Genomic DNA, 21949 nt, shown 5'->3' with positions numbered 1-21949 from the left:
CGAGACGCCATAATCATGCTCCTCCAGGCATTGCCCCTGCAAGACGAACGTATCTCAAAAATCCTTGCGCGAGACTGGCACAACGATGTCATCGACTTCGTCAGCAAAGACTTGCCTCGTCTCATCTTCATTCTTGTTCTCGCATTTGTCCTGCAACGAATCGTCATCTTCTTCGTCAACCGGATGCGTCTACGGGCCGACAAACAGGTAGGCAACGCACAACGCGCAGCGCAGATTCGTACAGTCGCTGCCATCATCAGGGCCACCTCCTACAGTCTGATCGGCTTCATTGTCCTCCTGCATGTTCTGTCGATTTTCAACATCAATCTCACGCCTTTGCTGGCCTCCGCAGGCGTCGTCGGTGTCGGCATCGGCCTCGGCGCACAGTCGATCTTCAAAGACATGCTCAACGGCATCTTCATTCTCGTCGAAGACCAGTACAACGTAGGCGAAGTTATCAAAATCGCCGGTCTCCAGGGCACCGTCGAAGATCTTACCCTGCGCCTTACCCGCCTCCGCGATAGCGATGGCACCCTCTACATCATCCCCAATAGCCAGATCACCAGTGTCTCCAACCTCTCCCGCAACTACTCGCTTGCCAATCTGAACGTCAGCGTAGACGCCAGCGCCAACCCCGACAAAGTCATCGACGTTCTTCGCACCCTTGCCAGCGGCGTCCGCAACGACACTGCCTTCCGAGACATCGCCATCGCCGATCCAAACATTCTCGGCATCGACAAGATCGAAGGCCGCGCGGTCACCTATCTCATCCAGATCCGCGTCCGCGCCAACCAGCGCGACCCCGTTCTGCGCGAGCTGCGCCGCCGCATCATCATCACCTTCGAGAAGGAAGGCATCCCGCTCGGCAATGATCCGGCCAACATGCTCATCCTGCGCGCACCCAATCCCCCTGCGCCACCGGCACAGCAGCCGCTGATCGGCGGTTAAGAGCACAGACTGGAGGAATCATGAAGGTAATGCAGACCGTCTCCACCGCAAACGGCCTCTCCCTGCAAGCCTCAGAACGACCCACGCCAACACCCGGACCGGATGAGGTACTCATCCGCGTGCGCGCAGCCGGAGTCATTACAGACGAGCTGAACTGGCAACCGACAACACAGAAAGCCGATGGATCGCCGCGAACCAATGCGGTCCCGACGCATGAATTCTCAGGCGATATCGCAGCGTGCGGCGAAAACATTCAATCGTTCACCAAAGGACAAGCCATCTACGGCATGAACGACTGGTACCAGGAGGGCGCGCTCGCCGAATTTACCGTCGCCCCTGCCACCTCCATCGCTCTGCGTCCAAAGTCTCTGTCTTACGAGCAAGCCGCCACCGTACCCATTGGAGCCCTCACCGCGTGGCAAGCGCTTACAGATCACGGACATCTTCAGCCGCAGCAGCGTGTATTGATCCACGGCGGCGCAGGCGGAGTAGGGTTCTTCGCCGTGCAATTCGCAAAATTGCTTGGCGCATACGTCATCGCAACCGCATCACGCGATACTGTTCCGTTCGTCGAAGGCCTCGGAGCCGACCAGGTGCTCGACTATCGCGCCACCCCATTCGATCAACACCTTCACGACATCGACCTCGTCTTCGATACCGTCGGCGGCGATACGCTCGCCCGTTCCTGGAACGTTCTCCGCTCCGGCGGACGCGTCGTAACAGTCGCAGACGACATCCCCGATGATGCACCACAAAAGATCAAAGATGCCTTCTTCATCGTCCAACCCGATGGGAAAAAACTGGCCGAGATCGCCAGCCTTCTCGATAAAGGAACGCTAAGAACCTTTGTAAAAGCAGTCGTGCCCTTGCAAGATGCAGAGCAGATATACAACCACTCCATTCCATCTGCACAGAGATACGGAAAAATAGTAGTCGCCGTAAATCCCTGAGTGATTCGGACTACTCGCCGCGCATCATGCTCAAAATAAAATCAACTCGCTCTTCCACCGATACGCGAGGAATCTCCACTACCTCATACCCGCAATCTTCATAAGTCTGAGTCATCAGTTCATACGTTCGCTCGGCCTCGCCAAAACTCTGCTTCCGCTCCGCATCTCGCGCATAGATCTCCTTCCATGGTGGAGCGAGAAACACCCGCTGCGCATAGCGGTACTTCCGGCAGGCCTCAACGATCTGGTCCTCCGGTAGCCCCACTAACCGCGCATAACAAAGCGTATCCGGAATTCCCCGATCAAAAAATGTAACCTCCACCGAAGCAAATTCACGGGAAGCATGTTCCTCATACGAAGCAATTGAACGCTTCAGCATCAAAGCGCAATACCGCGCCGTGTCGCTCCACGGAAGCGCATTGCCTCCATCGCGTACCTGCTCCTGAATGATCTGCCGAGCCACCTCGGCCACATGCTTGAACCCTCGACGCTCCAGCTCGCCCAGCACGGTCGTCTTCCCCGCGCCGGGTCCGCCGCCGATCACCACCAGCATCCAATCACATCTCCTATAACGCCTGATTCATCGCTGCAATCAACTCATCTACCGTTCGCACCGGAGGCAGGCAGCCTCTGCCGGTGCAGATCACCGCAACGCTTCCATCCTTGATCCCCGGAAGATGCGGCAACGTCTCAGCAAGTGCAGGAGGCAGAGCACTCAACTGCTCCTTGCGTAACCGGACTACGCTCTTGTTGACGGCATAGCGAGCCAGCGCAACCGCCTCCAGCCGCCGCGCTTCGTCGTCATCACCAATCACGCAGACCTGCACCGTCCCCAACAAGAGTCGCTGCAAAGCTAAACCATAGCTCGCCGCATAGAGCCCAAAGTGCTCCACCACACCTGCGAATGTCTCCAGCGTCTCGAGCGCCATCACCGCATACTCCTCGCGGTCATTCAACGCCGCCAGCCGTAACAGCAATGCCGCCGCCACCGGATTCGCCGCAGGTGTAGGCGAATCCTGCAAAGGCTTGCGCCGCGTCACCAATGCACCCAGCCGCACCTCACCCTCTGCCGGAGCTTCAGTGTCGAAGAACGCCAGTCCTGTCTTGTCATAGAACCGCGCCACCGCGCTTGCTGCAATCTCCTCCGCAGCCTTGTAGTAGCGCATCTCTCCGGTAGCCTCCCACGCATCGAGCGCAGCGTGCCCAACAAATACATAGTCATCGAGCACACCGGCCACACGAGCAGCACTGCCGCCCGTCTCGCCATACGCCACCACATGCGCCATGCCCTTGCTCGCATCCCACGCCTCGCGCAGCACGCGCTCCAGCGACTTCAGCGCGAACGCCTTCACCTCCGGCAGATCGAGCACGTGTCCCGCCTCCAGATAAGCCGAGATCATCATCCCGTTCCACGCCACGTAAACAGTCTTATCCACATACGGAGTAGGCCGCTCCAGCCGCGCCGCATACAGCTTCTTCTTCGCCGAAGCCAACCGTTCCCGCGCCACCTCCACCGTCACGCCATTCGCACGCGCCACATCCTCCAGCGTCACGCGAACGTGCAGCACGTTCTTCAGCGGATTGTGATGCATGTCGCCAATCTCGCCAATGTCGTAATAAGGTCCAGCGACGGCCATCTCCTCCGCAGTCAAAACCGCAGCCGCTTCATCGCGAGTCCAAGTAAAGTAGTCGCCATCATCCTCCAGCGAAAAATCAGCATCCTGCGAAGCATAGAAGCCGCCGCGTTCGCGGTCGCTTAGCCACTCATCAATCCAGCGAATCATCTCTCGCGCCACCCGCGCAGACTCCGGCTGCACATACGTCTGGAAGGTGTGGACATAGTTCTTCAGCAGCTCGCTATTGTCGTAGGACATCTTCTCGAAGTGCGGGACCACCCATCCCTCATCGACCGAGTAGCGATGAAACCCGCCCGCAAGATGGTCATAGATTCCTCCCTGCGACATCTTCTGCAACGTCACCATCGCCGCCGTCTTCGCAGCCTCACTGCCACCGCCGCGCGAAGCCGTATCCAGCAGCAGATCGATCGCACCCGAGTGAGGAAACTTCGGTTGCGACCCAAATCCGCCCGATCGCGGATCGAACTGCTTCACCGCCGATGCCACCAGCTTCTGCACCAGCTCCGGCCCCGGATTCCCAGCCCGTCCCATGAACGACTCGTTATGCTCGATCGCCGCAATCACGCTGGCCGCAGACTCATCCACCTGGCCACGCTGCTTCTCGAAGGCCTCCGCCATCGTCAGCAACACTCGCTGAAAGCCGGGCCGTCCATGCTGGTCCTGCGGCGGAAAATAAGTCCCCCCAAAGTAAGGCTTGCCGTCCGGCGTAAGAAACGCGGTCAACGGCCATCCACCCTGTCCGCTGATCGACGACACCGCCGCCTGATAGCGCGTGTCCACATCGGGCCGCTCGTCGCGGTCAACCTTCACTGCAACGAAATGTTCATTGATGACCTTCGCAGTCTCCGCGTTCTCATACGACTCACGGTCCATCACATGACACCAGTGGCACCACACCGCGCCAATGTCCAGCAGAATCGGCTTGTCCTCGGCCTGCGCCTTTGCGAACGCTGCCTCACCCCACTCCTGCCAGTCCACCGGTTGATGCATCGCCGACCGCAGATACGCCGAAGCCGCCCGCTCCAAAGAGTTCTTCTTTTCGCTCATAGCTTTAAGTCTAGAGCACCCGCATCGTGCTCCATGAACCATCCTTCAATATCGGAATTTATTTCCAGCCCCGGCGCTCTTTCGCGCGAAATAGTGGAAAATCGCTTCTCAAAGTTGTATCGCTTTTGCATATAACTGCGGGCATCTCAACAGATAGCTCCACGCAAGTCAGAACGCCACCAACGAGGCCCTTTCATGCGTTATTCCCCCCTCCTATCCTCCCTAGCTCTTCTCACTGTCCTGGCGATCGCTGCCTCGGCCCATGCAGATACCTTCAACTTCGCCGCTACCGGTTCCTCCGGACCCTTCAGCGGATCGGGAACTTTGACCGCATCCCTTCAAAGCGGTGGAGAGTACCTGATCTCCGGCATCATGGGCACCGGCGTCACCGGCCTGATCGCTCCCGGCAACTTTCATGGAAACGACAACCTGCTCTTCCCGGCAGCAACACCAACGCTCGACTCGCACGGCTTCAGCTTCACCGAGATCAACGGCCCCGATCACTATGATGTGAATATCTTCAACAACGGCGACGGCTACTTCGCCTTTCTCGATGACGAAGATAACTTCACCCAAACCGTCCCCGTAACCTTCTCCCTCGCTACCGCAGCAACACCTGAGCCTTCCACCCTACTTCTTCTCGGCACAGGCATCCTTGGTCTGGCAGGAATAACACGTCGAAAGTTCTTCTCCGCATCCTAAAGAGGTTCTTCCTCGCAGAGGTTGCCTCGCAAATGGCAACCTCTCTTTTTTGTGCAACGATATTCCACAATCAGAACGACAGCCGGGATCAGCGCCACCAATCCGATCGCAACTCGGTCTCCCGCACCACTTCGGTCGGACGCCCCGGCTCCGGCATCCACAACAGAATCTCCTGCTCTGCTGCGATTTCGAGCAATCTCTCCGTCGGCTGTCTCCATCCATGCAGCGCCAGATCGAACAGCCCCCAATGAATCGGCATCATCAAGCCTGTGCCGCCCAGAGCGGCGAAGGCCCGTGCCGCACCATCCGGCCCCATGTGAATGTCTGCCCATAGCTCATGAAACGCACCAATCTCGAGCATCGTCAGATCGAACGGCCCATAGGCAGCGCCGATCTCGGCAAACCCTTCCCACCAGCCCGAGTCAGCGCCAAAGTAAACCTTGTGCGCCGCGCCCTTCAGCACAAACGCAGACCACAGCGTCTCGAACCGGTTGCCCATCTTCCTTCCCGAGAAGTGGCGAGCAGGCACCGCCGTAATCTCCAGCGCACCTTCGGCAACCGTTACGCTCTCCGTCCAGTCCAGCTCCGATATCTGCGCTCGAGCAACGCCGAACCGCTGCAGAATTGCACCCACCCCGAGCGACGTCACCCACCGCGTCTGCCTCATCGAATCCATCCGCGAAAGCTTGCGAATCGTCGCCTCTCCCAGATGGTCATAGTGATCGTGCGACACCAACACAACATCGATCCGGGGAAGATGGTCGAGCGACAGCGGCGCCGGAAAGAATCGTTTTGGCCCAGCCCACTGCACCGGAGACGCCCTCTCGTCCCACACCGGATCGATCAGCACATTCGTTCCGTCTATCTCCACCAGCAGCGACGAGTGCCCCATCCACGTCACGCGCAAACCGCTCGCCGGAGGTTGCCGATAGACCTCCACATCCGTCCTAAACGGCCCCAGAGGTTTCCGCGGCACCTTCTCTTCTTTGCTCTTCAAATAGAGCGGAAGCACCTTCAGAATCGTGCTCCACTCCCCCACACTTGTCAGAACAGGATTCAAAAACTTCTGTCCCGAGCGCCTAGCCTTCCGCAACATCGTCATATCTTGATTCGATGCCTCATCGACCACCGGCCGATTCTATTTCACAGACAACCATCTCTGTCCTCGGACCGGCCTGATTGAGCGTAACAAAAAAGGAGGCACGGAAGGCCCGGGCCTCATCTCTCGCGTAGCGACAGCTTCTTTAACCGTCACTATCTACTTGTCATTCCTACTCATTTATCCTCATGAACCCATCCATCAACCGCGGTTTTACTCATACCCAGCCCAACTGCGGCCGTCTCCAGAAGATTTCTCATGTGCAGCTCGAAGGCCTCCAGCGTGATCGCCTCCCAGAAGTGGTCTTTTGCCGCCTGATCGACGAACTCGGCAACATAATCGGACATCAACACCGGCTGCGCCTTGCTCAGATCCTGAACCAGCACCGGATGAGGATGCTGATTCGAACTCAATGGCTTAAGGACGGACACAAGCACCGGGCCAGTGCCGATCCTCTCCGGAAGGCTTGCCAGCATCACTGCTCCACGAGCGTAGTCGTAATGTGCAAGCACATAATCAACCCTCCCCTGCGTGGTGAGAACATCCCAACTCGTCGGCGCTGCCGTCAGCGGAAAGTAGGTAATGTTGATCCGGGTCTTGCCGACGTAGCCGCCGACCTCCTGCGCGGTGGGCAGTCCCACCAGCGCCATCAGAAAAGCGTGGTATCTGGGCAGCTCACTCTGCTGTGGACGATGAGTCAGCAGAGCATAGCTGTAAAGCCCATATCCCTGGTCCTCCGGCCGCCCTCGCAACAATACAGCCGTTCCCGTAACTCGAGGCAAGGATGGCTCCGCCTCCGCCACAATAGCAGGCGGGGGAGGAGGTGGCGGTGGTGGTGGTTCAGCAGATTCAGTGGGTTCAGGCGTGGCCGAAGCAGCAGGCTCGGAAGGAGCAGCGGTAGCTGCTGGCGCCGAATCGCTCGGAGACGCAGTAGCAGGAGCAGCGTCATTGATAGCTCCGCCGGAAGTAGTATCCCTTGCAGAACCGGCGGACGCTTCGATAGCACGAACAGAGGTGACCGTTCCCGAGTTGCCCGCTCCATCGTTGCATGGATCTCCCACAGCAATCCCAGGCGACGTCAGAAAAGCCTCGGTTGTGCCTGCATGAGGACCGGTGTCGAACTTGCAAACCACATACGCTCGCGTCTGTGCGTGAGCCGGATGGCAGCAAAGCAACGCCAGCGAGACAGCAACCCACAGCAACACCGGATGGTTGTTATCTTTTGAGCCCCTCTTTCGAAAGAGCCACTGCAAGGCCCACACCAAAACGATCGCAATCGCTGCGAAGAGCGCGACCAGCGCAGGTGAGGGTGGAGGTGGAGGCAAAAAATAGTAGGCAAGCAGATAGAGGACGAGCGTAGCAAATACAACGGACCCGATGACAAGACCAGACTTTTTCATCGAACACCTCTTTATAAAGCTGGGCCGGGGTAGGCAAAAGCTTACACCGGCACAACCGCTAAGAGAACTGTCTCTGCATCTTTTTTTGTAGTCAGGCTCGCCTTCGCGCATCCTCTCGCCCAAACTTCAATGGAGCAATAAAAAAAGGCCCGAGCCTAAGCCCGGGCCTTTTTCAAACTCCACCCGCTTACTGAGCAGGCGGAGCAGGATTCTCCGTAATCGGCTTTGCCGTAGCCGGAGGCTTTGGAGCCGTCAGCCCCGGAATCACCGGAGCCTGCGCCACATCGCCCTTCGCCACGTCGGTAATGCTGATGCCGTACTTATCCAGCGTGTTCGAGAGCAGTTGCGACAACGCCGCACGGTCCTTCGCATAGACTGCCGTGTCTGAGATCAGCGTGTTCTCCGCAGCCGCAAGGTTACGTTCCTGCTGCAACACATTGGCCGAGGTCGACGCGCCCAGCTTGTACTTCTTCTGCTCGGCATCGAGGCTCTGGAGCGCATAATCGCGTCCCGCCTCAGCCGCCTTCACCTGGGCCCGGTCATTGGTCAACGCATACTGTCCGTTGATGACATTGATCCGAATCTGCGTATAGAGCTGCTGCAACCGCATCTGCGACTGCCGGTACTCCATCTGCGACCGCGCCTGATCGGCCTGTGCCGCTCGGTTCCGCAGCGTAATCGTGATGTTCACGCCAACGCCCTTATCGGGGCTCGAGCTGTCAAACAGGCTACCGAACGTATTTCTATAGCTGGTCGAGGGATATTGTCCCGGAGGGCACTTTGCAAACGTTGTAAAGTCGCAGATCACGGCTGGATTCTGCGCGCCACCCAGACCGCTGCCGCCGTAGAAAGCATACGCGTCCACCGTCGGCAGCAAGCCATTCTTCTCTGCCTTGATGGTGATCTCGTTGTTCTTCATGTTCAACACGGCCTGCTCGATCTGAGGATTGTCCGTGTAAGCCTGCTTCACCAGGTCCTCCACTGACATATCTTCCTCAGGCAGACGGTCCAGGCTCACGCGATCCGTAGGAATGACCGGCGCGCTCGAAAGCTGCGGATCGTTCAGGTTCCGCGTAATGGCCTGCTTCATAATCAACTGCTGATACTCCAGGTTCGATTGCGAAGCCACCAGCGCCTGCCTGTCCGTCGCCACAGCAGCATCGGAGTTCACCACATCCAGCGGTGCCAGCGTTCCGATCTCCAACTGCTTCCGGTTGTCCGAAGTCAGTTGCGTGCTCTGTGCCAGCGCTCGCTCCTTGGCCTGCTCGTCCTCATACGCGCTCACCAGGCCCCAGTAGATGTTCTCAACCTGATTGACCGTATAGAGCAGCTGCTGCCTGAAGGCCGAGTCAGTGATCCTGCGATCGTTCTTCGCCTGGATGACAAAACGGTTGTTGATGCCCCAGCCGAAACCCTGCAAAAGATGCTGAGTCACCTCTGCCCGGAAGCTGGAATTCAGTTGTGGGCTGTAGGTCGTGAAAGGATTGTCCGTCGTAACGCGGGTGTTGTTGAACGTCACGTTCAGCGCGGTTCCGGTAACGAAGCCCTGCTGATAGCCGAAGTTGAAGGTTCCCGTATCCGTCGTCAACTGGGGCAGACCGCCGCTGAACAGCGTATTGCTCTGCTGCTGCTTTGTGTCCTCATACTCCAGTTGTCCGGTCAACACCGGATCGCGCAGTTCGGGTGCCGGGCCGCCGCCGTTCGTGCTCAACACCAGGCCCGAAGCACCGGCCCCAGCCCCGCCCGCCGCCGCCGACGTTCCACCCGGACCGCCGCCCGACGTCACCGTCGTACCCGATCCACCGATCGTGTTCGTGACTACGCCCGCCGGAGCACCGCGCAGCGATGTTCCTGCCTTGGCACGCAGAATATCCGTGTCCGCAATGTCGAGGTTAAGCCGCGCAATGGCGATATCGTAGTTGTTCTCAAGTGCCAGCGTTACTGCGTCCGACAGGCTCAGATAGATCTTCCCGTCCCGCATCAGCCCATCCAGGTTCGGCGTATTATCGAGCCGCGGCGCAGGAACATCGGTCGACGTATAAGGAGCAATCGGGTTCCAGAGATGGCTCTTCGGCTGCGCATAATCATGGCTCGTGCTCCGCATGTAGAGCGGCTCGGTCAGCTTTGGCTGCGGCGCCTGCGGTAATCCACGCTGTCCGGTCGTGTCGTTCACCACCGTCTGCGGCGTCGCCGGCGCGGTCGGATTCGTCTGTTGCGCCAGTCCCAGTTGCGTATTCACGCTCATCAGCAACAGTCCGATACTCGCTGCTGCCTGCATGTCCCTTAATCTCACGATGGCTCTCCAACTCTTCCCTGGCTTGTTCGCCAGCATCTTCCCCGGTGCGGCCCTTTTGCACAGGCAACCTCTCCGGAGTCCTTCAACTCTCAGCAACCCGGCAAAAGATCGGCCAGGCTGCCGCTTCCATCCAACTTTTCCAATTCACTTAAGACGCGCCGCCGGTTCCGCACGATTCTTAAAGAAAATCTAAAGCCTTGATTCGGCAAACCAACATGGGCAGTAATACGCACCCATCCGCCGCTTCGTTCCCGGCCCTGAGCCAAATCTTTACCCTGATTTTCAACTCGCCAAGTATACCAACCCCCATCCGCGCTCCCGAACATAAACCTTTACTCCAGAACCAGAAGTAAAGGCCGGGGGTAGAATCATCCCAGCCAAAATGACCGCCGCCCCCTCTCTGTCGGACATCTACCTCCACATCCGGGTCATCATCTCCATCATCGTTGGCCTGTGCATCACCACCCTGCTCTCCGGATTTGCCCGTTTCGTCCAGCATCCCCGCCGCGAACGACCTTCGATCCTGCACCTCGGCTGGGCAGCTTCTCTGCTGCTCTGGGTCACCCACTTCTGGTGGTGGGAGTTCCGGCTCGCCTCCATCCGCTCCTGGAACTTCGAGACCTACCTCTTCGTCATCTTCTACGCCATTCTCTACTTTTTGCTCTCAAAACTTCTCTTCCCCGACGACATCTCCGAATACGGCGGTTACGAGCAGTACTTCCTCTCCCGTCGCCGCTGGTTCTTCGCCCTGCTCGCAGGCACCCTTGTCTTCGACTACATCGACACCGCCCTCAAAGGCACCGCCTACCTCCACTCCTTCGGTATCGAATACCCCATCCGCCTGGCGATTAATCTGGCCTTCTGCATCATCGGCCTGATCTCCCCCAACCGCCGCATCCAACTCACCGTCCTGACTCTCACCATCGCCTATCAGATCACCTTCATCATCCTCTATTACAACGTCCAGTAACCACCCACAACCGCACGTCATCTCGACCGAAGTAAAGCCACCCCTACGACACGTCATCTCGACCGGAGCGAAGCGGAGTGGAGAGACCCCTGTATTTGCCTTTGCTTCTGTGGCCCTCGCCGCCTCGCCAGGAACAATTCCTAAAGCCCCAGCTCACTCAACCCCGGATGCTCATCCGGCCTCCGCCCCAACGGCCAGTGAAACAACCGCTCCGACTCCTTAATAGGAACGTCGTTGATGCTCGCATGACGAACCTTCATCAACCCCTTCTCATCGAACTCCCAGTTCTCGTTGCCGTACGATCGAAACCAGTCCCCCTCCACATCATGAGACTCGTAGGCAAACCGCACCGCAATCCGATTGACATCAAATGCCCACAGTTCCTTAATCAGTCGATACTCCAGCTCTCTGCTCCACTTCCGTGTCAGAAACTCGACGATCTCCTCCCGTCCGTTCACGAACTCCGACCGGTTCCGCCACCGGCTGTCGACGCTATAAGCCAGTGAGACCCGCGCGGGGTCCCTGGAGTTCCATCCATCCTCTGCCAGCCGAACTTTCTGAATCGCAATCTCACGTGTAAACGGTGGTACAAGCGCGACATTCGCTGCCATAACAACCCTCCTGAAGGAACTCTTCCTTCCTCCATCCTAGAACCTGTCCCCATCCAGATCCGTCATCTCTCATCTAGGCCAAACTTTGTTGGCTGCCTGAAAACCCTGATTCAGCGGATGCAACTACAGGTGATATCCTCAATCGCACTACCATCCCGGTAGAATTCATTCGCTGTTGCAGTAAGGAGAGTCAGTCATGGGCTTTTTAGAAGATGCAGAAAAAATCGCAGGAGCTGTCGTCGCAGTCGAAGGGGCCGAGAAATTGGATCCCAATGCATCGATCCTCACCGAAGGCGCGGCAGCCGTCGCCGGCTTCGAAGGCGCCGGAGCCATCGCTGATCACTTTGAAAAAAAGGACGACAATAACGGCTAACCGAGCAGCTGTCTCTCATCCATATCCTGCATCGTTGCGCTCGTCCACAGTGGCTTGAAATAGTGCGGAATATGTCGAGAGAGCAGCCTCAATCTGTTCTGAAAAAGATAAGCGGCAACAACGGATGCGTTGTTGCCGCTTATCTTTCTATGCCAATGGCAATCACGCCAGAAAGAGCAACTAAATGGTTGCGCTTTCGGCTGGAGCCACGCTAATATGCAACCAGGAGGTTGCCCAAAGATGAGCAATCAAATCGAAAAGAAGATCGAGCTGAAAGCCCCCATCTCGCGAGTATGGCGTGCTGTAACTGACTACCGCGAGTTCGGAGAATGGTTTCGGGTCAAGCTGGAAGCTCCCTTCCTGCCCGGAAAACCTGTACATGGAAACATCACGTATCCCGGATACGAACATCTCCGGTTCGAAGCGGTCGTGCAGGCGCTTGTACCAGAGCATCTGTTTTCCTTCACGTGGCACCCTTATGCCATCGACCCCAGCAAGGACTACTCGCACGAGCCTTCGACCCTGGTCGAATTCAGGCTGGAGCCCGCTTCCGGCGGCACTCTGCTCACCGTCACCGAGTCCGGTTTCGACAAGCTCCCCAGCGAGCGCCGCCTCGAGGCCTTCCGCATGAACGACGGCGGCTGGACCGAGCAGATGAAGAACATCGAAAGCCATGTCACCCAGAAGCCGTAACCGCGCCACAACCCGAAGACACCCACCCGCTGTCGTCTTTGCCGCGCTTGGCGACGAGACGCGGCTGTCGCTCGTCGTCAGGCTCAGCGACCGGCAGCCGCACTCGATCTCGCAGCTCACGCACGGCTCCCGGCTCACCCGGCAGGCAATCACCAAGCACCTTCGCGTCCTCGAAGACGCGGGCATCGTACAAAGCAATCGCGAGGGCCGCGAGAGCCTCTTCGAGCTTCATCCGGAGCCCATCGACGAGATCAGGCAGTACCTCGACCTCGTCTCCGAGCAATGGAACCAGGCGCTCGCCAGGCTAAAATCTTTCGTCGAAGACTGATCTCTCCCCCGCCATCATCTCGACCACGCGCAGCCAACTATGGCGCACCCGGATCAACCTTTAAAACACACGCGAATGTTATGCTGATTCGTCCCTCGGAGTCCTGCAACCTCTGCATCAGACTCACTCTCATCGCCGAAAGGACCGATCATGGCCGAGCCGCAAAACTACAAGAACCACAAGCGCCGCTTCCCGCCCTTTCACTTTGTCCTGATGCCGATCCTTGTCATCAATCTCTTCTTCTCCATCTACGACACCGTCCACCGCTACCCCGCGCACAAATACCTCTTCCACTGGTGGGTCGTCATGTCCATCGCCTTCATCCTGATGGCGCTGCTGGGCAGAATGCAGGCGGTCAAAGCGCAGGACCGCATCATCCGCCTCGAAGAACGCCTCCGGCTGGCCACACTGCTGCCGCCCGACGAGCGCGCTCACATCGGCGAGTTCACCACGGCCCAGCTCATCGCTCTTCGCTTCGCCTCCGATGCCGAGCTGCCCGCGCTCGCCCGCCGCACCCTCACCCAGAACCTCGAACCCAAAGCAATCAAACAAGCCATCGAGAACTGGCGAGCCGACGACCTCCGCATCTGAGCCGCACCTTCTACTCGAGCGACTCATCTCAAAATGCACGCACGAGCGTGGATCAAATCTTCCGGCAATTCGGGCCCTTGACTAAACCCACCCGGGGTATAGTATAAAACCCATAGGGGGTACAACCCCTTTGCGAAAGGATCTATGGAAAGCTCAAGCAAACACGAGCCTCCGAGTCGCTCGGAGGCGATCTCTTCCTGCGTACTTCCGGTTTGCGACTAGTTTTTCCTAGCCTCTCACTTGCTGCGCGGGTCGATCTAACCAGAACCCGGCGAGTGGGAGTTTTTTCCTCCTGCCCTCCAAGAATCAATTGATCTGCATGGCCCGGCGTGCCTCCTCGCACCTGGACGTTGCCATGCGTGAAGGAGGAATCATGCTGCAGACAACAAACAGAATCCATCAACATATCGCCACACTCCGGTGTGTCTGGGTGCCATCCCATACAGGCCCGAACGCTCCCCTCACCGCCGTCTGGATCGAGAGCCTTCGAGGCACGCCATTCAAGCAAGAGAAGCAGGCTTCTCCCGTCATGGAGGAAGATTCGTGGCTCTGCGCCGCATGAAGCGGTGCGCGAAAAGGATGTCAAGCCCTCAATCGGCTAAATCCTCATGGCAATTCGCAATAAACTAAACAAAATAAAAAGCTTATCGCTAACCAAATAGACTTGGAAAAGCTGCAAAACAGTTTCACCCGATTTGCTAAACTGGAACAATACAGAAACAATAAGGCCCAGCCAAAAGCTGGGCCTAACTTGTTCAATAAGAATAGTTTAAAAATAAGTCTCATAGAATCAATACTTTGAAAAATAAAGTCTATCGAATCAAGACTTTGCAGACTAAAGTACCCAGTGGGGGTACTTCAAACCGCCCGTGCAGCCGCCTGACGCAACACCTCAGCCGCGCTCTCCGCAGTAATGTCCCGCTGCGGAGATCCCAGAAGCTCATAGCCGACCATGAACTTCCGAATCGTGGCCGACCGCAGCAGCGGCGGATAGAAGTGCGCATGGAAGTGCCACTCCGGATGCTCCTCCCCATCGGAGGGCCGGGGATGCAGACCCATCGAGTAAGGAAACGGTGTATCGAAGACGCGGTCGTAGGTCGAGGTCACCGATTGCAGGATCGCGGCAAAGTCATCGCGCTCTGCATCGGTCATCGCCTCTACATCCGCGATATGCCGCAGCGGCAGAATCATCACCTCAAACGGCCAGACCGCCCAGTAAGGAACCACGGCAACGAAGCTGTCGTTTTTAGCAATCACCCGCTCGCCGAGCCGAAGTTCCAGCTCGCGATAAGCGCAAAGCAGGCAGCAGCCATGCTCGCGCAGATACTCGCCCTGCCCACGCAGCTCCAGCACGACCTCATTCGGGATCGACCGGCTCGCCCAGATCTGTCCATGCGGATGAGGATTGCTCGCGCCCATCATCGCACCGCGGTTTTCGAAGACCTGAACGTAAGAGATATCGTCCCGCGAGCCGAGTTCACGATACTGCTCCGCCCAAACATCAACCACCTTCCGAATCTCCGGCACCGACATCTTCGCCAGCGTCAGATCATGCCGCGGCGAAAAACAGATCACGCGGCACACACCACTCTCGCCCTCGGCGACCAGGATTCCCTTGCCTTCCTCATCGCTTGAAAAGCGAGGGGCGTCGAGCTTCAACGCCGCATAGTCATTCTCGAAGACATACGTGCTCGTATACTTGTCCGTCCGCGCACCACCCGCGCGAACATTGCCCGGGCAAAGATAGCAATCGGGATCATACTGCAGGGCCGCCGCAACGACGGGCTTCTCCATCTGCCCCTGCCAAGGCCGCTGTGTGCGGTTCGGCGAAACCAGCACCCATTCCTGCTTCAATGGGTTGAACCGGCGATGAGGATTCTTTTGCGCTAATGGATTCATCGTGCACCGCCTTTCGCCGCCATCGCCAACGCGCCGTCCACCGGAGCGCTGACAAAACAATTCGCCGAGATACCGGAAGCAGCCTTGTACTCGTTGCGTACCGCCTCGACAAACGATTCGACCTTGTCCGCTTCAACCAGGTTCACCGTGCATCCGCCAAATCCGCCGCCCGTAATTCGAGCGCCAAAACAACCCGGCTGCCGCACCGCAATCTCCACCAGCGTATCCACCTCCGGCGCACTGGCCCCGAAGTCGTCACGCATACTTGCATGTGCCTCGACCATCAGCTCGCCAAACCGCTTGACATCACTATGTAGCAAAGCCTCACGCGCCTCCATCACCCGCGCATTTTCGCTGATGATGTGTTTGCAACGCGCAAAACTCGTCGCGCTCATCTTGTCCTTGCAGGCTTCAAGGTCTGCCAGCGTAGCGTCGCGCAACAACTCGATCCCCGGACGCAACTGCCGCAAAACTGCCTGTCCAGCCTCGACCTCATCGCGCCGGTCGCCATACTCGCCGCCCGCATGCGCATGCTGCACCATCGAGTTGCAGATCACGACTCGCACCTCAGACGGCAAAGGCAGCAGCTCGAACTCGAGCGAACGGCAATCGAGCAGCATCACGCGTCCAGCAACGCCGCCAGCTACGATGAACTGGTCCATGATGCCGCTCTTCGCACCGACAAACTCGTTCTCTGTCCGGCGGCATAGCGTCGCCACCGTCTTCAGCGGAAGCTCCCTGCCCGCGTGCGCCATCAGAGCCATCGCGGTGGCAACCTCCAACGAAGCCGAAGAGCTCAGACCAGCACCTACGGGCACGTTACCGGCGAGGCTCATGCTAAAGCCGCTTACGGCAACGCCTTCCTGGGCCAGGCTCCAAACCACCCCCAGCGGATAGTCGCTCCAGTGCCCTCGCGGAGTCCGGCCGAGAGAGGCGAGTTCAAAGGAAACCTCTTCGTCAAAGTTCAGCGAATAAAAGACGGCACGTCCATCGTCGCGTGGACTGATAGTGGCAACCGTACTGAAGTCGATTGCCATGGGCATCACAAAGCCGCCCGTATAGTCCGTGTGCTCTCCGATTAAATTGACGCGTGCAGGCGCTCCAAACGCCTGCCCATCCTGCCCAAACCGCTGCCGATGCACACGCAGCACACCTACTTCATCCAGCTTCATCTACAGCACCCGAACTTTAAATTGCAAGACATATTCATCCTACAACCTAAATGGACTTCAATGTACGCGTTTACCCGCCGAAGAATGGCTGTCCATGCGCCGAATCTCACTTCCTGCCAACAGGAAGGCTCCGACGCCGTAGGTATAGCTCGAACTGGCCTTGAACGGAGCAGGCTCGGCTCCCGTCTGCTGGATGCAGCCTAAACGACCATCGGCGTAGACATGGTGCAACATCCCAGCCCAGGCCTTTTCAATCACCGGACGATAGACCTTCCTGTCGAGAATTCCCTCGTTGACTCCCCACGCCATCGCGTAGGTCATCAGGGCCGAACCGGACATCTCCGGTAACGCGTAGTTGCTCTGGTCAAGCAGCCCCGAGCGCCACATCCCGTCCTTGCCCTGCAACGAAGCGATGCGCGCCGACATCTCCTGCAACTGCTTCACGTACTTCGGGCGCGCCGGATCGTCCTTCGGCAGATACTCGAGCGTCCGAGCGATGCCGCCCATTACCCAGCCATTTCCACGTCCCCAAAACATCCTCTGCCCATTGGCCTCGGTCTTGGTCAGGTAGCTGGCATCGCGGGCGTAGAGGTGCTCTTTGGTGTCATACAGCAGGTCCGAGGTCTTCCACCACTCTTCGTCGAGATAAGAGATATATTTCTGGTCGCCAGTTGCCGCGTACATCCGCGCCCAAACCGGCGGAGCCATGAACAGAGCATCGCACCACCACCACGGCAACTCCTTGCCCGGAATCTTCGACATCCGCGGCGCGGCCAGAACAGCATCCAGCTCATCGCGAGTGGGCTGCATCATCGCAGGGTCCTTCTTCAACAGATAAAGCTCAAGATAGGTCTGCGCCACGCTCTGATCGTCCGCATTCGGAAGGTGCGAGCGCAGCTTCCAGTCGAACTTCGTTCCCATCGCCATCATGGCATCGCGATACTTCGGATCGTTCAGCGACTCCGAGGTCGCCATAAATCCGCTATACAAGATGCTCCACGTCCAGATGCGATCAAAATATGGCTGAGACCGCGCGAGCTGCCAGTCGGCAACCTTGCGCATGGCCTTGCCTACGGCTTCAGGCGAGATTTTGTAAGAGAGATCGGTAGCCAACGGCCCCGGATCGTCCGGATCGTCGCCAAAGTGCCGCGAGTTGTCCTTGGCAATTCCCGCCAGTTGCTTCGCGGTCGCATGCTCATAAGACACCTGCTGCGCCACGCTCTCGCCGAAGCCAACGCTCAACAGCAGCACCGGAACAACCACGCCATACTTCCAGCTAAAACGACCCATTTTTCTCTCTCCTAAGTCAGACTGCAAAAAAAATGCGGGCAGACGCAAACAGCGCGACTACCCGCCTGGAGGGTATTACATAAAACATTAGAAGTTGACGTGACCGGCAAACTGAAAGTCTCGCTTTCCGCTTGCGGAACCGACTGAGCCAAAGTTGGAGTTGGCTGCAGCCGTGGGACTCGCGTTTGGATCGACCCATGCCGTCGAGATTCCGCCAAACGTGTTCTTGTTGGGCACGTTCAAGCAATCAACCTCGAAGATGAACTTCACACGCTCGGGCGTGAGATTGAAGCTGCGCCGAACGCTTGCATCAAGCTCGTAGGTGCTTGGGTTCCACAACTGGTACGGTGCGGAGCGTGGGGCATCGCCGATCTTAGTGATAGCAGTCTGACCCGATGCAGTCGTTCCATAGTTGGTCGGAACCGAGAAGGCGTTGATATCGATGTACTGAGTACCACCCTTGCTTGGCGCCGCACCCAATGTGGCTGCGGTAATTCCTTTGCCCCAGCTACCGTTCTTACGAGCCGATCCGCTGAAGTTGGGGTTCAGGTCCGGCATACACTGACCCTGTCCAGGTGCGGTGCAACCCGCATAGGTAACCGCCAGAGGAACGCCGGAGCCGTAAGTAAAGATACTCGAGAACGACCATCCGCCCGCGAGCGTCCGTACCAGGAAGTTGTCTCCGCCTATACCACCCTTGCCGAACGGCAGCTTGTAGACGCCGTACGCTGCAAGATTCTGCGGAACGGCTACTGTCGTGTAGGAGCGATCAGCACGGCCCTGGTGATAGGCAACGCCATTCGACATCGCCGCTGCCGGGATATTGAAACCGCTGCGGAAGGTGTTGTCATCGCCAAGGTTCTTCGAGTACGTGTAGTTGAGTGTGTAGCTGAGGCCCTTCCACTCTCGCTGGTTCAACGAGATCTGAAGCGCGTTATAACTAACGTTTCCTACGTTACCCCAGGTATCCGTGGTTCCGGAGTATTGAGGGAATGCAGTAAGCATGTGGGCAACCGTAGCGGCCGAACTCTTGGCCGCAGCAGCCGTGTAGGCAGCATAGGGTACAGCAATTCCCGGCATCGCTGTCTGCGCGATGGCGACGTTTGCAGCCGTTGCAGGAGCGTTCAGGATTGGAGTCTTTCCATCCGAAGCGCGCACCGCGCCCAGTCCGGCCAGATACGCCGGATCAAGCTGACCCGCCCAGTAACCACGAGCATTCGATCCGGTCGCAAGGAAGTGTGCGTTGCTGCCGGCATAGTTCACCGACAACGTCAGGTCATTAGTTACGGAGCGCTCGATGCCGAAGTTATAGAAATTTACCTCGGGAGCACGGCCGGACAGATAAGGATCGGCATAGCCAGGAGCGCCGCCTGCCGTCTGCACGCTGCCTGAACCATTGATGTAGTTACCCGTTCCGATGATCAGACTTGCGGCGCTGGGCGCTGCAGGCGAGGTCAACTGATATCCAGCTCCTCCGAAGTCCGTATTTTGGCTGTTCAGGTAATACGAAGGTCCCGCGTTGGCTCCCGTCGTCTGTGCCGCAGGCAAAACCAGGTTGGCGGTAAAGCCGGCCTGACTAGTTCCGCTGCCGGCTCCGCCACGTCCACCCACGCCGCCTGCCCGCGAGAACACCAGAGCATAGCCGCCACGGACAACCGTTTTGTCATTGACAGAGTAGGAGAACCCAACACGCGGCCCCCAGTTTTTCATATAGGTGTGCACAGGAGTGCTGCACTCGCAGCTAATGTCCGCTCCGCGATGACCTGCGAACTCGAGCACACCCGGCGTTCCGGTAGCAGGGTTGATCTTGGTTGGGTTGAGATAGCTCCAGCGGTCCTGCACCTCGCGGTATGGCGGGAAGAAGTCATACCGCAGACCAAGGTTCAGCGTGAGCTTGTTGTTTACCTTCCAATCGTCCTGGAAGTAAGGAGAGATCGGACGGTAGCGTCCGCCTTCTTCAGAGAATGCCTGAATCGTCGTAGCAGAACTATTGATAGCACCTAACAAATAGCTGGCATAGGAGTAGCCGGACTTAGTGCTGTCGAGCGTAGTACCGGTGTAGTTCGCCGTGTCGTTCGGGCTAAACGTCGTGGTAAAGATGCCTGAAGGCCCAAGCTGTGCAGCAACGTTGTCCTGCAGCCACTGCATCTGGACGCCGAACGTCATCGAGTGCTTGCCCTTGATCCACTGTAGGTTATCCACAAGAGTAAAGGCATTGGGAACGGTCGTCTGGGTCGCGCCCGATGCACCATTCGAAGTCCAGTTACTCTGAACCGTTGGATAAGCCGTGCTTGCATTGAATGTCACACCGGGAAACTCGTCCGATGCCTGTCCCGCTGGCAGATTGGTGATTCCGATATCAGCGGCCGCACGATAAGGTGCAATGCCATCGGTCAGCGACTCAACCGGCTGCGAGAACCGGGTGAAGCCGAACTTGAGCTGGTTGACCAGGTTCGGCTTGATGACGATGGAGTGCTCCAGGTCGATGATGGTCGGCTTGATGGTTGCATAACCGCCAGCCGTGTAGGGCAGCGGAAGAACAACGCCTGCCGGTGTTCCGCCAACGGTGAACGGAACATTCTTGCGGCTGCCAAGCGTCAGCACAACCGAGAGACGCTGTGAAGGGGTGAGATCGTAGTCAACCTTGCTCAAAAACTCCCAGTTGTCGTATCCCGAAGGAACGCCACCGAGGTAGTTACCTACGATGCCGCCGTTGGTTGGAGCAGGCAAAAACTTCTGCATGTACTGGGTAATGGGAGAGAGGCGGCTGGCAGGAATGACATTGAGCGTGGGAATACCGTTCTTCATGCCCATGAACGGCTGACGCGTGCAACCACTTGCAGTACAGGAGTTGGTAGAGGGATCATAGATGACCGGCACAGTCGAGGACAGCTCGGTAAAGTCGCCGGTACGCATCAAAGCAGTAGGAACGGTAAGCGTATTTGGGTTGATTCCATTGCGCCCGTGATACTTGTCATAGGTCACAAAGAAGAAGCCCTTCTTATGAGTCAACGGAATAGGACCACCTACGGCTCCGACAAGCTCATTCTGATGCTCAACCGGCTTCTGAGCCTGAACGGTACTTCCGCTAGCAGTTTTCTGCGTCAGGGCAGGGGCGCTGAAGCCCCAGGTGTCGAAGATCGTATTGCGAACATAGGCCGCGGCAGTACCGTGATACTGATTGCCGCCCGACTTGATGGTGAAGTTCAACGCGCCCGCGCCCTGATATTCTGCTCCGGGAACGCTGGTCAGTACCTGGAACTGGTCGACAGCTTCGACCGGGATCGAGTTCGAGACAACGCGATTATCACCCTGCTGATTGGCTGTGGTGGTCGGAAGACCGTCGACATAAACTTCGGCAATGTAGTTTCCAGTTCCACCAATGATCGGAGCGCGCGCGCTGCCCTGCGACTGTGCTCCCGGCAACAAGGTGGCGAACGCCGTCGGATCGCGCTGCTGACCGTTCATCTGAAGCGGAAGATTCGTATAAGTTGAATTCTCGATGACGCCGCCAAGGGTAGCGTTGGTAGTATCCAGCGCAGGCGGGGCTTCTGTTACCGTAACCGTCTCGCTGGCGTTGCCGATGGTGAGCGTTACGTTGAGGCCGGTGACCTTCAAGGCGTCTACAACCAGGTTTTGCTGCTTGAACGACTGAAATCCTTGAGCGGTCACACTCACGCTGTAGGTTCCGGGGATGATCGGATTGATATTGTAGACACCGGCCGAGGTAGATACGCGTGTCGTGACGACGCCACTGTCCTGGTTCTTCGCCGTAATCGTCGCATTGGGCACAACAGCCCCGGTTGCGTCTGTAACAGTACCTTGAATCGCACCCTGACCGCCTGTCTGGGCCATCGCAGGTTCAACCAACAACAGGCAACCAACGAATGCAGCCAGAAGCACTCCTGCTCCCATCCATCTGGCCAAACTTGCTTGGACTAAG

At 57.7% G+C, this 21949-nt stretch carries 19 protein-coding genes; 9 read left to right on the top strand and 10 right to left on the bottom strand.

Annotation, left to right across the window (positions count from 1 at the left end):
• Positions 1-15 precede the first annotated feature (15 nt).
• Positions 16-948, top strand: a complete 933-nt coding sequence (locus IEW09_RS15380) for a mechanosensitive ion channel family protein (protein WP_188555061.1) — start codon at positions 16-18, stop codon at positions 946-948.
• Between the two features lie 20 nt (positions 949-968).
• Entirely contained in the window at positions 969-1898 is a 930-nt protein-coding gene (locus tag IEW09_RS15375; RefSeq protein WP_188555060.1) for an NADP-dependent oxidoreductase, read from the top strand.
• 10 nt (positions 1899-1908) lie between these two features.
• On the opposite strand, the gene IEW09_RS15370 is transcribed toward IEW09_RS15375, so the two are convergent.
• Both IEW09_RS15370 and IEW09_RS15365 read right to left on the bottom strand, forming a co-directional pair.
• Positions 1909-2451: an AAA family ATPase gene (locus IEW09_RS15370; protein WP_188555059.1), complete on the bottom strand. Its 543-nt coding sequence runs from the start codon at positions 2449-2451 to the stop codon at positions 1909-1911.
• 13 nt (positions 2452-2464) lie between these two features.
• The gene (locus tag IEW09_RS15365) at positions 2465-4582 is read right to left on the bottom strand and encodes a thioredoxin domain-containing protein (protein ID WP_188555058.1); all 2118 of its coding nucleotides are present in this window, start codon (positions 4580-4582) and stop codon (positions 2465-2467) included.
• 195 nt (positions 4583-4777) lie between these two features.
• On the opposite strand from IEW09_RS15365, the gene IEW09_RS15360 reads away from it, so the two are divergent.
• Positions 4778-5284 (top strand): PEP-CTERM sorting domain-containing protein, encoded by a 507-nt coding sequence (locus tag IEW09_RS15360; RefSeq protein WP_188555057.1) that lies wholly within the window; start codon positions 4778-4780, stop codon positions 5282-5284.
• Between the two features lie 88 nt (positions 5285-5372).
• Here the strand turns inward: IEW09_RS15360 and IEW09_RS15355 are convergent, their stop codons facing one another.
• From IEW09_RS15355 to IEW09_RS15345, 3 genes are all read right to left on the bottom strand, one after another.
• The gene (locus IEW09_RS15355) at positions 5373-6386 is read right to left on the bottom strand and encodes an MBL fold metallo-hydrolase (protein ID WP_188555056.1); all 1014 of its coding nucleotides are present in this window, start codon (positions 6384-6386) and stop codon (positions 5373-5375) included.
• A gap of 173 nt (positions 6387-6559) precedes the next feature.
• Positions 6560-7783, bottom strand: coding sequence for a hypothetical protein (locus IEW09_RS15350; protein WP_188555055.1), 1224 nt, complete (start codon positions 7781-7783; stop codon positions 6560-6562).
• A 187-nt stretch (positions 7784-7970) separates the two neighbouring features.
• Entirely contained in the window at positions 7971-10076 is a 2106-nt protein-coding gene (locus IEW09_RS15345) for a TolC family protein (RefSeq protein WP_373282827.1), read from the bottom strand.
• Between the two features lie 385 nt (positions 10077-10461).
• On the opposite strand from IEW09_RS15345, the gene IEW09_RS15340 reads away from it, so the two are divergent.
• On the top strand, positions 10462-11049 hold the full coding sequence (locus IEW09_RS15340; RefSeq protein WP_188555054.1) for a hypothetical protein: 588 nt from the start codon (positions 10462-10464) through the stop codon (positions 11047-11049).
• Positions 11050-11189: 140 nt separating this feature from the next.
• On the opposite strand, the gene IEW09_RS15335 is transcribed toward IEW09_RS15340, so the two are convergent.
• Complete coding sequence (locus IEW09_RS15335; RefSeq protein ID WP_188555053.1) at positions 11190-11660, bottom strand: nuclear transport factor 2 family protein; 471 nt, start codon at positions 11658-11660, stop codon at positions 11190-11192.
• A gap of 196 nt (positions 11661-11856) precedes the next feature.
• Here IEW09_RS15335 and IEW09_RS15330 point away from each other — a divergent pair, with 196 nt between their 5' ends.
• The 5 genes from IEW09_RS15330 to IEW09_RS15310 all read left to right on the top strand — a co-directional run bounded on the left by IEW09_RS15330 (position 11857) and on the right by IEW09_RS15310 (position 14207).
• On the top strand, positions 11857-12033 hold the full coding sequence (locus IEW09_RS15330; RefSeq protein ID WP_188555052.1) for a hypothetical protein: 177 nt from the start codon (positions 11857-11859) through the stop codon (positions 12031-12033).
• 240 nt (positions 12034-12273) lie between these two features.
• The gene (locus IEW09_RS15325; RefSeq protein ID WP_188555051.1) at positions 12274-12726 is read left to right on the top strand and encodes an SRPBCC family protein; all 453 of its coding nucleotides are present in this window, start codon (positions 12274-12276) and stop codon (positions 12724-12726) included.
• Positions 12707-13054, top strand: coding sequence for an ArsR/SmtB family transcription factor (locus IEW09_RS15320; protein WP_188555050.1), 348 nt, complete (start codon positions 12707-12709; stop codon positions 13052-13054). The genes IEW09_RS15325 and IEW09_RS15320 overlap by 20 nt, the downstream gene beginning before the upstream one ends.
• 150 nt (positions 13055-13204) lie before the next feature.
• Positions 13205-13645 (top strand): DUF6526 family protein, encoded by a 441-nt coding sequence (locus IEW09_RS15315; protein ID WP_188555049.1) that lies wholly within the window; start codon positions 13205-13207, stop codon positions 13643-13645.
• A gap of 373 nt (positions 13646-14018) precedes the next feature.
• The gene (locus tag IEW09_RS15310) at positions 14019-14207 is read left to right on the top strand and encodes a hypothetical protein (RefSeq protein WP_188555048.1); all 189 of its coding nucleotides are present in this window, start codon (positions 14019-14021) and stop codon (positions 14205-14207) included.
• A gap of 296 nt (positions 14208-14503) precedes the next feature.
• Here IEW09_RS15310 and IEW09_RS15305 read toward each other — a convergent pair whose 3' ends face one another.
• From IEW09_RS15305 to IEW09_RS15290, 4 genes are all read right to left on the bottom strand, one after another.
• Entirely contained in the window at positions 14504-15544 is a 1041-nt protein-coding gene (locus tag IEW09_RS15305) for a UDP-glucose--hexose-1-phosphate uridylyltransferase (protein ID WP_188555047.1), read from the bottom strand.
• On the bottom strand, positions 15541-16716 hold the full coding sequence (gene galK, locus IEW09_RS15300; RefSeq protein WP_188555046.1) for a galactokinase: 1176 nt from the start codon (positions 16714-16716) through the stop codon (positions 15541-15543). The genes IEW09_RS15305 and galK overlap by 4 nt, the downstream gene beginning before the upstream one ends.
• 57 nt (positions 16717-16773) lie before the next feature.
• Entirely contained in the window at positions 16774-18006 is a 1233-nt protein-coding gene (locus IEW09_RS15295; protein ID WP_188555045.1) for a glycoside hydrolase family 88/105 protein, read from the bottom strand.
• 87 nt (positions 18007-18093) lie between these two features.
• The gene (locus IEW09_RS15290) at positions 18094-21909 is read right to left on the bottom strand and encodes a TonB-dependent receptor (RefSeq protein ID WP_229739352.1); all 3816 of its coding nucleotides are present in this window, start codon (positions 21907-21909) and stop codon (positions 18094-18096) included.
• Positions 21910-21949: the final 40 nt, after the last annotated feature.

This window comes from Edaphobacter dinghuensis, assembly GCF_014640335.1.
Lineage (GTDB): Bacteria > Acidobacteriota > Terriglobia > Terriglobales > Acidobacteriaceae > Edaphobacter > Edaphobacter dinghuensis.
This window is presented reverse-complemented; position numbering and strand designations above follow the sequence as displayed.